General features: G+C 71.6%; 6 protein-coding genes. 4 read left to right on the plus strand and 2 right to left on the minus strand.

The window, feature by feature from the left end; translation table 11 throughout:
- The first annotated feature begins 82 nt into the window (after positions 1–82).
- Complete coding sequence (gene smc / locus AB4K12_RS18570) at positions 83–3649, plus strand: chromosome segregation protein SMC (RefSeq protein WP_368435194.1); 3567 nt, start codon at positions 83–85, stop codon at positions 3647–3649.
- Positions 3650–3839: 190 nt separating this feature from the next.
- A complete protein-coding gene (locus tag AB4K12_RS18575; RefSeq protein WP_362250302.1) occupies positions 3840–5258 on the plus strand; it encodes a sugar porter family MFS transporter in 1419 nt (472 codons plus the stop codon).
- Positions 5259–5721: 463 nt separating this feature from the next.
- On the opposite strand, the gene AB4K12_RS18580 is transcribed toward AB4K12_RS18575, so the two are convergent.
- Positions 5722–7200: a cytosine permease gene (locus tag AB4K12_RS18580; protein WP_368435195.1), complete on the minus strand. Its 1479-nt coding sequence runs from the start codon at positions 7198–7200 to the stop codon at positions 5722–5724.
- Positions 7201–7421: 221 nt separating this feature from the next.
- On the opposite strand from AB4K12_RS18580, the gene ftsY reads away from it, so the two are divergent.
- Positions 7422–8669, plus strand: a complete 1248-nt coding sequence (gene ftsY, locus AB4K12_RS18585) for a signal recognition particle-docking protein FtsY (RefSeq protein WP_368435196.1) — start codon at positions 7422–7424, stop codon at positions 8667–8669.
- Positions 8670–8742: 73 nt separating this feature from the next.
- Here ftsY and AB4K12_RS18590 read toward each other — a convergent pair whose 3' ends face one another.
- The gene (locus tag AB4K12_RS18590) at positions 8743–9411 is read right to left on the minus strand and encodes a bifunctional DNA primase/polymerase (RefSeq protein ID WP_368435197.1); all 669 of its coding nucleotides are present in this window, start codon (positions 9409–9411) and stop codon (positions 8743–8745) included.
- 427 nt (positions 9412–9838) lie between these two features.
- On the opposite strand from AB4K12_RS18590, the gene AB4K12_RS18595 reads away from it, so the two are divergent.
- The gene (locus AB4K12_RS18595; RefSeq protein WP_368435198.1) at positions 9839–11365 is read left to right on the plus strand and encodes a hypothetical protein; all 1527 of its coding nucleotides are present in this window, start codon (positions 9839–9841) and stop codon (positions 11363–11365) included.
- Positions 11366–11391 lie beyond the last annotated feature (26 nt).

The following is an 11391-nucleotide window of genomic DNA, read 5'->3' on the forward strand; positions in this document are numbered from 1 at the left end:
GTGAAGCCCGGGAAAAGAGGCGGCGCGCCCACGGCTCCCGCACGCCGGGAGGGTGCACCGGCGCGCGGTAGAGTCCTTCCGCGTGCACCTCAAGAGCCTGACCCTGCGCGGGTTCAAATCCTTCGCCTCCGCCACCACCCTGCGCTTCGAGCCCGGCATCACCTGTGTCGTGGGCCCCAACGGCTCCGGAAAGTCCAATGTCGTCGACGCGCTTTCCTGGGTCATGGGAGAGCAGGGCGCCAAGTCCCTGCGCGGCGGCAAGATGGAGGACGTCATCTTCGCCGGGACGACCGGCCGCCCCCCGCTGGGCCGCGCCGAGGTCTCCCTCACCATCGACAACTCCGACGGTGCCCTGCCCATCGACTACGCCGAGGTCACCATCACGCGGATCATGTTCCGCAACGGCGGCAGCGAATACCAGCTCAACGGCGACACCTGCCGCCTCCTCGACATCCAGGAACTGCTCTCCGACTCCGGCATCGGCCGCGAGATGCACGTCATCGTCGGACAGGGCCAGCTCGACTCCGTCCTGCACGCCGACCCCATGGGCCGTCGCGCCTTCATCGAGGAGGCCGCCGGCGTCCTCAAGCACCGCAAGCGCAAGGAGAAGGCGCTGCGGAAGCTCGACGCGATGAAGGCGAACCTCGCCCGAGTCCAGGACCTCACCGACGAACTGCGCCGCCAGCTCAAGCCCCTCGGCCGCCAGGCCGCCGTCGCCCGCCGGGCCGCCGTCATCCAGGCCGACCTGCGCGACGCCCGGCTGCGCCTGCTCGCCGACGACCTGGTCACCCTGCGCGAGGCCCTGCGCGCGGAGATCGCCGACGAGGCCGCCCTCAAGACCCGCAAGGAGGCCGCCGAGACGGAGCTGCGCGCGGCCGCCCAGCGGGAGGCGGCCCTCGAGGAACAGGTGCGCGAACTGACGCCGCGCCTGGCCGCGGCCCAGCAGACCTGGTACGAACTCTCCCGCCTCGCCGAACGCGTACGCGGCACCATTTCCCTCGCGGACGCCCGCGTCACCAGCGCCACCGCCGCCCCCGCCGAGGAGCGCCGCGGCCGCGACCCCGAGGACCTCGAACGCGAGGCCGCCCGCGTCCGCGAGCAGGAGGCCGAACTCGACGCCGCCCTCGAGGCCGCGAGCCGCGCCCTGGAGGACACCGCCGAACACCGCGCCGGCCTCGAACGCCGCCTGGCCGAGGAGGAACGCCGCCTGCGCGACGCCGCCCGCGCCATCGCCGACCGCCGCGAGCAGCTCGCCCGCCTGCACGGTCAGGTCACCGCCGCCCGCGGCCGCGCCGCCTCGGCCGAGGCCGAGATCGGCCGCCTGGCCGCCGCCCGCGACGAGGCCCGCGAACGGGCCGCCGCCGCACAGGAGGAGTACGAACGTCACCAGGCCGAGGCCGACGGCGCCGACGCGGACGACGCCGAACTCGCCGCCCGCCACGACCGGGCCAAGGCGGACCTCGCCGCCGCCGACACCGCCCTCAACGCCGCCCGCGAGGCGACCACCGAGGCCGAACGCCGCCGCGCCGCGATCACCGCCCGCCGCGACGCCCTCGCCCTGGGCCTGCGGCGCAAGGACGGCACGGGCGCCCTGCTGGCGGCGAAGGAACGATTGGGCGGACTCCTCGGCCCGGCCGCCGGACTCCTGTCGGTCACCCCCGGCCACGAACTCGCCGTCGCCACCGCCTTCGGCGCCGCGGCCGACGCCGTCGCCGTGACCGGCCCCGCCGCCGCGGCCGAGGCACTGCGCCTACTGAAGAAGGAGGACGCCGGCCGGGCCGTGCTCCTGTTGAGCGGAGCCCCCTGCGACGACGCCGCCCCGGCCGCCCCCGCCCCCCACCTCGCCGCGGCCGACCTCGTCCGCGCCCCCCTGGACCTGCTGCCCGCCGTGCGCAGACTCCTGCGCGACATCGTCGTCGTCGACACCCTCGAGGACGCCGAACACCTCGTCACCACCCATCCCGGCCTGACCGCCGTCACCGCCGAGGGCGACCTGCTCGGCGCGCACATCGCCCAGGGCGGCTCCGGCGGCGCACCCAGCCTCATCGAGACCCAGGCCGCGGTCGACGAGGCCACCGCGGAGCTCACCGAGCTCGACGCGCGCTGCGCCGAGCTGACCGCGGCACGCGAGGAAGCCCAGGAACAGCGCGCCCACCACGCCGCGCTCGTGGAGGAGCTGGCCGTCCGGCGCAGCGCCGCCGACCGGGAGAAGTCGCAGGCCGCACAAACCCTGGGACGCCTCGCCGGGCAGGCCCGCGCCGCGGCCGGCGAGGCCGAGCGGACGACGGCCGCCGCCGAGCGGGCGCAGGAGGCGCTCCGACGCGCCACCGAGGAGGCCGAGGAACTCGCCGAGCGCCTGGCCGCGGCCCAGGAGCGAGCCCTGGGCGACGACGGCACCGACGAACCCGACACCTCCGTACGGGACCGCCTCGCCGCCGACGGCGCGAACGCCCGGCAGACCGAGATGGAGGCGCGCCTCCAGGTCCGTACGCACGAGGAGCGCATGAAGGCCCTCGCCGGGCGGGCCGACGGCCTCGACCGCGCGGCCCGCGCCGAGCGCGAGGCACGGGCCCGCGCGGAGCAGCGGCAGGCGCGGCTGCACCACGAGGCCCGGGTCGCCTCGGCGGTGGCGGCCGGGGCCCGGCAACTGCTGGCGCACGTCGAGCTCTCGCTCGTACGGGCCGACGAGGAGCGCCGGGCGGCCGAGGCCGCGAAGGCCGAGCGCGAACGCGAGCTGACCGAGGGCCGCGACCGGGCGCGCGAGCTGAAGACGGAGCTGGACAAGCTCACCGACTCGGTCCACCGGGGCGAGGTGCTGGGCGCCGAGAAGCGGCTGCGCATCGAGCAGCTGGAGGCGAAGGCCCTGGAGGAGCTGGGCGTGGAGCCCACGGCCCTGGCCGCGGAGTACGGCCCCGACCAGCCCGTACCCCCCTCGCCGCCGGCCGAGGGCGAGGAGCTCCCCGACGACCCGGACCACCCCCGCAACCAGCCCGTCCCCTACGTCCGCGGCGAGCAGGAGAAGCGCCTGAGGGCGGCCGAGCGGGCCTATCAGCAGCTGGGCAAGGTCAACCCCCTCGCCCTCGAGGAGTTCGCGGCGCTGGAGGAGCGCCACCAGTTCCTCTCCGAGCAGCTCGAGGACCTCAAGAAGACCCGCGCGGACCTCCTGCAGGTGGTGAAGGACGTCGACCGGCGGGTGGAGGAGGTCTTCACGGCGGCGTACCACGACACGGCCCGGGAGTTCGAGGGCGTCTTCTCCCGGCTCTTCCCCGGCGGCGAGGGCCGTCTGATCCTCACCGACCCGGACGACATGCTGGCCACGGGCGTGGACGTGGAGGCCAGGCCACCCGGCAAGAAGGTGAAGCGGCTGTCCCTGCTGTCGGGCGGCGAGCGCTCCCTGACCGCGGTCGCCCTGCTCGTGGCGATCTTCAAGGCCCGCCCGAGCCCGTTCTACGTCATGGACGAGGTCGAGGCGGCGCTGGACGACACCAACCTCCAGCGCCTGATCAGGATCATGAAGGAGCTCCAGGAGAGCTCCCAGCTGATCGTGATCACACACCAGAAACGCACGATGGAAGTGGCCGACGCCCTCTACGGAGTGTCGATGCAGGGCGACGGAGTGTCGAAGGTGATCAGCCAACGCCTCCGTTAGCTTCAACTATTGAACTCAACACCTGGAAAACTCTGGGGAAACATCTTGGTCACAACCTATTGACTTAGAAAATTGAAGACATAGGGTCTCCCACGTTGCTTACGCCTTCAAGTGGTGGTCACTTCGATCTTGTGCGCCACTGGAAAGGCCCCCCCACCCCGGCAACGTGGCCGGGTTCCAGGAGTACACGTTGACCAGCACTGCGCCGGCGCAGGCGTCCGAGGGCCGCAAGGCCCAACCGGACCACCTCGGCCACGTCATCTTCATCACCGCGGCCGCGGCCATGGGTGGTTTCCTCTTCGGCTACGACAGCTCCGTGATCAACGGCGCTGTCGAGGGCATCCGGGGGAAGTACGACATCGGTTCGGCCGCCCTCGCCCAGGTCATCGCCATCGCCCTGATCGGCTGCGCCATCGGCGCCGCCACCGCGGGCCGCGTCGCCGACCGCATCGGCCGCATCCGCGTCATGCAGATCTCGGCCACGCTGTTCACCATCAGCGCCGTGGGCTCGGCCCTGCCCTTCGCCCTGTGGGACCTCGCCTTCTGGCGCGTCCTCGGCGGCATCGCCATCGGCATGGCCTCCGTCATCGGCCCGGCCTACATCGCCGAGGTCTCCCCGCCGGCCTACCGCGGCCGCCTCGGCGCGTTCCAGCAGGCCGCGATCGTCATCGGCATCGCCGTCTCGCAGCTGGTCAACTGGGGCATCCTCAACGTCGCCGACGGCGACCAGCGCGGCAAGGTCATGGGCATCGAGGCCTGGCAGCTCATGCTCGGCGTCATGGTCGTCCCGGCCGTCCTCTACGGCCTGCTCTCCTTCGCCATCCCCGAGTCCCCCCGCTTCCTGATCTCGGTCGGCAAGACCGACAAGGCCAAGAAGGTCCTGGCCGACGTCGAGGGTCACACCGTCGACCTCGACAAGCGCGTCGCCGAGATCGAGCACGCCATGAAGAGCGAGCAGAAGTCCTCCTTCAAGGACCTGCTCGGCGGCCGCTTCGGCTTCCTGCCGATCGTCTGGGTCGGCATCGGCCTCTCGGTCTTCCAGCAGTTCGTCGGCATCAACGTCGCGTTCTACTACTCCTCGACGCTGTGGCAGTCGGTGGGCGTGAACCCGGAGAGCTCGTTCTTCTACAGCTTCACGACGTCGATCATCAACATCGTCGGCACCGTGATCGCGATGGTCCTCGTCGACCGCATCGGCCGCAAGCCGCTCGCCCTCGTCGGCTCCGTCGGCATGGCGCTCTCCCTCGCCCTCGAGGCCTGGGCCTTCGCCTCCAAGACGGCGGACGGCACCCTGCCGACCACCCAGGGCACCGTGGCCCTGATCGCCGCCCACGCCTTCGTCCTCTTCTTCGCCCTCTCCTGGGGCGTCGTGGTCTGGGTCTTCCTGGGCGAGATGTTCCCCAACCGCATCCGCGCCGCCGCGCTCGGCGTGGCCGCGTCCGCCCAGTGGATCGCGAACTGGGCCATCACGGCCAGCTTCCCGAGCCTGGCGGACTGGAACCTCTCCGGTGCGTATGTGATCTACGCGGTCTTCGCCGTGCTCTCGATCCCCTTCGTACTCAAGTACGTCAAGGAGACGAAGGGCAAGGCGTTGGAGGAGATGGGCTAACCCCCCCCGCCGCCCCTCTCCTCGAAAGGGCGTTGCCCCGGCAAGATGCCGGGGCAACGCCCTTTTTGCTTACGCGGCCGTGAAGGTGACCCGGAGCCGGGGGCACGGCGGGTGGGTGCGGCCCGGCGGGCCGGGTTTGCGCCCACCCTCCCCCAGCTACCGCTGGAAGGTGCCCCCAGCCCCAGCGGAACGACTGCCCACAAACAGGCCGGCGGGGCGACTGCCCGCCCACCGGCCTGCGGTCGACTGACGGCGGGAGGGGCCGGGGTGGGATGGGGCGGGCCCTGGAAGGGGCGTCAGGGTTATTTGCGGCCCAAGTGCGGGGCATGGCATCCGGTTGGGGGCTCCGGGCCGTAAATAATCCAGCACCGGAAGGGCCCGCTCCATCCCACCCCGGCCCCGCCCCCCCAACCCGCACAACGCAAAGAGGGCCCCCGAAGGGGCCCTCAAACCGCTCAAGCGACTACGCCGAGACCTTCTCGCGCTCACCCTCCGGGCGAACGGCCGCGGAGACGCCAGTCTCCCGCGGCACCGGCAGCACCGCCATCAGCACCGCCGAGATCACGATCGTCGCCGCCCATCCCAGCCCGTACTTGCCGACGAACGTCGACGCGAACGGCCCGGTGAACCAGTCGCACTTCGTGAAGCAGACGCCCGCGATCAGCGCCACGGCCCACGCCGTCATCGCCTGCCAGCAGAAGCCGCCCACGTACCAGTACCGGCTCGTACGACCCGTGTCCATCAGCGCCTCCGCGTCATAGCGCACGGCGCGCACCCGGCGCCGCGCCATGTCGACCGCGTACACGCCGATCCACGCCGAGAAGGAGACGGCCAGCAGGATCAGGAAGGTGATGAAGGAGCTCAGGAAGCTCTTGGCGACCAGCATCAGCATCAGACCGCCGATGAGCGAGATCGCCGCGTTGATGCTCACGGCCATCGCGCGCGGCAGCTTCACGCCCATGGTCTGGGCGGTGAAGCCGGCCGAGTACATCGAGAGGCTGTTGATCAGCAGCATGCCGACGATCGCGGTGGCCAGGTACGGCACGGCCAGCCACGTCGGGAGGATGTCACCGAGGAAGGAGACGGGGTCCGGGGCGTCGGCGAGCTTGGGCGTGGAGACGGCCATCACGGCGCCCATGAGCACCATCGGCACCATGACCAGACCCGCACCGGACACCGTGACGCCGACGATCTTCTTGCCCGACGCGGCGTGCGGCAGGTACCGCGTGAAGTCCGGCCCGGTGGGCACCCAGCTGATGCCGCCGGCGGCGATGGTCCCGACGCCGGCGATCACCATGGCGGTCGTGCCCGCGGGCTTGGAGAAGACGTCGTCCCACGAGATGTTCATGATCAGGTAGCCGAGGACCAGCACGCTGAAGAGGCCGAACAGGTACGTCGACCAGGTGTTGCAGACGTTGAGCGCCTTGCGCCCCATGCCGCTGACCAGGAACGTGCAGGCCACGAACACGAACAGGGTGACGACGATCAGCACCGTGTTGCTCTTCACGCCGAAGAGCAGGTCGAGAACGGTGAGCACGGCGTACGCGCCGGTGACCGCGTTGATCGTCTCCCAGCCGAAGCGGGCGACCCACAGGATCGCGCCCGGGAAGAGGTTGCCGCGCACGCCGAACGTGGCCCGGGAGAGCATCGCGCCGGGGGCGCCGCCCCACTTGCCGGACACGGACAGCACGCCGACCAGGCCGAACGAGACGAGCGCGGCGCACGCCGCGACGATCAGGACCTGCCAGAAGTTCAGGGCGTTGAAGACGACCAGCGCCGCACCCATGGTGAGCAGCAGCACACTGATGTTCGCGGCGACCCAGGTCGGGAAGAGCTCCCGGACCCGGCCGTGCCGCTCGTGGTCGGGTACGGGCTCGATGCCGCGGGTCTCGATGGCGCTCTCGGCGCTGGACACGTTGGCGCCGTCGGCAGCGTTGTCCATGGTGGGGGCCATAGTTGGGGGCTCCGTGCGGGGTGTGACAGGGCGGGGCCTGGGCAGAAAGGGACGTTGGGACTCTACGCGCGTCACGCGAGCCCACGCCATCGTACTTTGATCTAACTTTGTGCAGTTAGGGTCATTCGTCCTTGTGGAAAACCACAAGGACGCCACGCGCCGAGGCGCCGCAGCGCCCGCACCCGTCGGTGTCCGATACTGGGTGCGTTATGGACATCGTCATCCTTGCTGTACTCATCGCTGTGGTCGCGCTCGGCGCGATCAGCGGGCTCGTGGTCAGCAGCCGCAAGAAGAAGCAGCTGCCGCCCGCTCCTCCGAGCAGCCCGTCCGTCACCGCGCCGCCCGCCGAGCCGCACGTCGGCGAGGAGGCCGAACCCTCCACCGCGCAGCCGCGCCGCACCATCGAAGAGGTCGAGCTCCCCACGGCCCCCGCCCCGGCGGAGGAGAGCGCACCGGTCGTCGAGCCGGAGGCCGCGGTCGAAGCCGCGGCACCGGCCGCACCCGAGATCGAGATTCCCGAGCCCACGGCCGGCCGCCTCGTGCGCCTGCGCGCCCGGCTGTCCCGCTCGCAGAACTCCCTCGGCAAGGGTCTGCTGACCCTGCTCTCCCGTGAGCACCTCGACGAGGACACCTGGGAGGAGATCGAGGACACCCTGCTCGTCGCCGACGTCGGCGTCACCCCCACCCAGGAGCTGGTGGAGCGGCTGCGCGAGCGCGTGAAGGTGCTCGGCACCCGCACCCCCGAGGAACTGCGCACCCTGCTCCGCGAGGAGCTGCTCACCCTCATCGGCACCGAGGCCGACCGCTCCGTCCACACCGAGCCCGGTGTCGGCGTGAACGGCGAGGAGAAGCCCGGCGTCGTGATGGTCGTCGGCGTCAACGGCGTCGGCAAGACCACCACCACCGGCAAGCTCGCGCGCGTGCTCGTCGCCGACGGCAAGTCCGTCGTGCTCGGCGCGGCGGACACCTTCCGCGCCGCCGCCGCCGACCAGCTGCAGACCTGGGGCGAGCGCGTCGGCGCCCGCACCGTCCGCGGCCCGGAGGCCGGCGACCCGGCGTCGATCGCCTTCGACGCGGTCAAGGAGGGCATCGCCGAGAACGCGGACGTCGTCCTCGTCGACACCGCCGGCCGGCTGCACACCAAGACCGGGCTCATGGACGAGCTCGGCAAGGTCAAGCGCGTCCTGGAGAAGCACGGCTCGGTCGACGAGGTGCTGCTCGTCCTCGACGCCACCACCGGTCAGAACGGCCTGGTGCAGGCGCGCGTCTTCGCCGAGGTCGTGGACATCACCGGCATCGTGCTGACCAAGCTGGACGGCACCGCCAAGGGCGGCATCGTCGTCGCCGTCCAGCGCGAGCTGGGCGTACCGGTGAAGCTGGTCGGCCTGGGCGAGGGCGCGGACGACCTGGCGCCGTTCGAGCCGGAGGCGTTCGTGGACGCCCTGATCGGCGAGTAGACCCGCGAGAAACGCGACAGAACGGAAGGGGCCCCGAGACGCGAGAGCGTCTCGGGGCCCCTTCCGTTCTCCGTCACACCCCGCCCGACCGATGGCAGACGTACGCCAGCGTTCCCAGCAGCAGGCGGGCCTCCGGCGGTCGTCCCGCCGTGTCCAGCGTGGGCGGCAGCAGCCATCGCATCGGCCCCATCCCGGCATGGTCGGACGGCGGGGCGGTGATGTGATCGCCGAGCCCCAGCCCCCGCAGGTCCAGGCGGGCGTCGTCCCACCCCATGCGGTAGAGGAGCTGGGGGAGTTCGGCGGCGGCGCCCGGGGCGACGAAGAACAGCGCGCGGCCGTGCGGCGCGAGGGCGACCGGGCCCAGCGGCACCCCCATGCGCTCCAGCCGCGCCAACGCGTGCCGGCCCGCCGCCTCGGCGACCTCCAGGACGTCGAAGGACCGTCCCACGGGCAGCAGCACGGCCGCGCCCGGCACGTCGGCCCAGGCGGTCGCGGCCTCGTCCAGCGTGGCGCCGGCCGGGACCGAGGGAGCGAACGAGAGTGGATGGGCGCCGGGGGAGGGGCAGTCGGCGGCGTCGCACGAGCACGTCACGTGACCGCCGCGGGTGGCCCGGGCCCCGGGGACGACGTCCCACCCCCACAGACCCGTGTACTCCGCGACCGTCATCACGGATTCCGACGCGCGGCCTCGGCGCCGAGAGCTCGAGCGCCGGTCCCGGATGCCGCCGATTGTGAAGCCCATGCCCCCTCCAACGGGTCGTGCTCGCGGATGGTTACGTGTCGGAGTGTCTCGGACACGCACGGTCGCGGACCTCTGCTCTGTGACGGCGTGACGGTGTGCGGGGGGTGGTGCGGAGTGGGCCGCACGCCGTGGCGCACAACAGTCCACCTCTTTACGGGTTTTGCTGTCGATGTCCGGTGTCAAGTCAATCGCGATGCGGGAGGAAGGGGTTCATACGTTGGGGTGGCGAATGGTGGCGTTTACTGGACTGCCCTCGCGTGAGCGGTGATCGTAGGATTACTTTCGGTACATGAAACCCGCCGGACAAGCGGCCCCGACGAGCGGCAGGCTGTTGGGGGTTCACGCGCGGCCGCTCCGAGCGGCGCGTCGGACGCGCTGGATTGCGGACGCGGTGGATGCGGCAGTGGATGCAGCGGTAGATGCAGGTATGCAGAATTTCTCGGATGGGGGCGTTCCCGTGGGCGGCAATGTCAGCGGTACCGGCGGTGCCGACAAGGCCGACAAGGCCGAGAAGCGCCCCAACGAGCAGCTGAATTCATGGTTCCTGCGCAGCGGCTGGTCGAAGGGCGAGCTGGCCCGGCAAGTGAACCGAAGGGCGCGCCAGTTGGGCGCTCACCACATCAGCACGGACACCTCGAGGGTGCGCCGCTGGCTGGACGGCGAGCAGCCGCGCGAGCCCATTCCGAAGATTCTCTCCGAGCTGTTCTCCGAACGCTTCGGCTGCGTCGTCGGCGTCGAGGACATCGGGCTGCGGGCCGCGCACCAGTCGCCGTCCGTGTCGGGCGTGGACCTGCCCTGGGCGGGCCCCCAGACCGTCGAGCTGCTCAGCGAGTTCTCCCGCAGCGACCTGATGCTGGCGCGGCGGGGCTTCCTCGGGACCTCGCTGGCGCTCTCCGCGGGGCCCGCCCTGATCGAGCCAATGCAGCGCTGGCTCGTGCCCGGCAGCGCCGGCCGGGAGGGCGGCGGCGCCGACCGCGACCGGGCGCGCAGGTCCCGGCTCTCGGGTCCCGAGCTGGAGCTCCTGGAGTCCACGACGGTGATGTTCCGTCAGTGGGACGCCCAGTGCGGCGGCGGGCTGCGCCGCAAGGCCGTCGTCGGCCAGCTCCACGAGGTCACCGACCTGCTCCAGGAGCCCCAGCCCGCCGAGACCGCCCAGCGCCTGTTCACCGTCGCCGCCGAGCTGGCCCAGCTGGCCGGGTGGATGAGCTACGACATCGGGCTCCACCCCACGGCCCAGAAGTACTTCGTGCTCGCCCTGCACGCCGCGAAGGAGGCCGGGGACCGCCCCCTGGGTTCGTACATCCTCTCCAGCATGAGCCGCCAGATGATCCACCTCGGGCGGCCCGACGACGCCCTCGAGCTGATCCACCTCGGGCAGTACGGCTCCCGGGAGACGGCCACCCCCCGGACGCAGGCCATGTTGTATGCGATGGAGGGCCGCGCCTACGCCAACATGGGCCAGCCCGCCAAGGTCAAGCGCGCCGTGAGCATGGCCGAGGACTGCTTCTCCGACTGCGGGGGCGGCGACGGCGACCCCGACTGGATCCGGTTCTTCTCGGAGGCCGAGCTCAACGCCGAGAACGCCCACTCCTACCGCGACCTCGCCTACGTCGCCGGGCGCAGCCCGACCTACGCCTCGCTGGCGCGGCCCAAGATGGAGCGGGCCGTCGAGCTGTTCGCGCAGGACAGCGAGCACCAGCGCTCGTACGCCCTCAACCTCATCGGCATGGCCACCGTGCACCTCATGGAACGCGAGCCCGAGGAGTCGACGATCCTCGCCGGCAAGGCGCTCAGGATCGCCAAGCAGGTCCGCTCGGAGCGGGTGAACAACCGCCTGCGCAAGACCGTCGACAACGCCGCGCGCGAATTCGGCGACGTCGCCGAGGTGGTCGACCTGACCGACCAGCTCGCCGTCCATCTGCCGGAACCTGCCGAGGCCGCCCAGGCGGTCTGAGCCCGCCCGGCCCCCTTTACCCGGCC

Origin of the sequence: Streptomyces sp. C36 (assembly GCF_040932295.1) — a bacterium.
GTDB lineage: Bacteria > Actinomycetota > Actinomycetes > Streptomycetales > Streptomycetaceae > Streptomyces > Streptomyces triculaminicus.

Excerpts from the sequence above, each read along its gene's own strand:
- AB4K12_RS18580 (WP_368435195.1), bottom strand. The coding sequence starts at position 7,200 with ATGGACAACGCTGCCGACGGCGCCAACGTGTCCAGCGCCGAGAGCGCC.
- ftsY (WP_368435196.1), top strand. The coding sequence starts at position 7,422 with ATGGACATCGTCATCCTTGCTGTACTCATCGCTGTGGTCGCGCTCGGC.
- AB4K12_RS18590 (WP_368435197.1), bottom strand. The coding sequence starts at position 9,411 with ATGGGCTTCACAATCGGCGGCATCCGGGACCGGCGCTCGAGCTCTCGG.
- AB4K12_RS18595 (WP_368435198.1), top strand. The coding sequence starts at position 9,839 with ATGCAGAATTTCTCGGATGGGGGCGTTCCCGTGGGCGGCAATGTCAGC.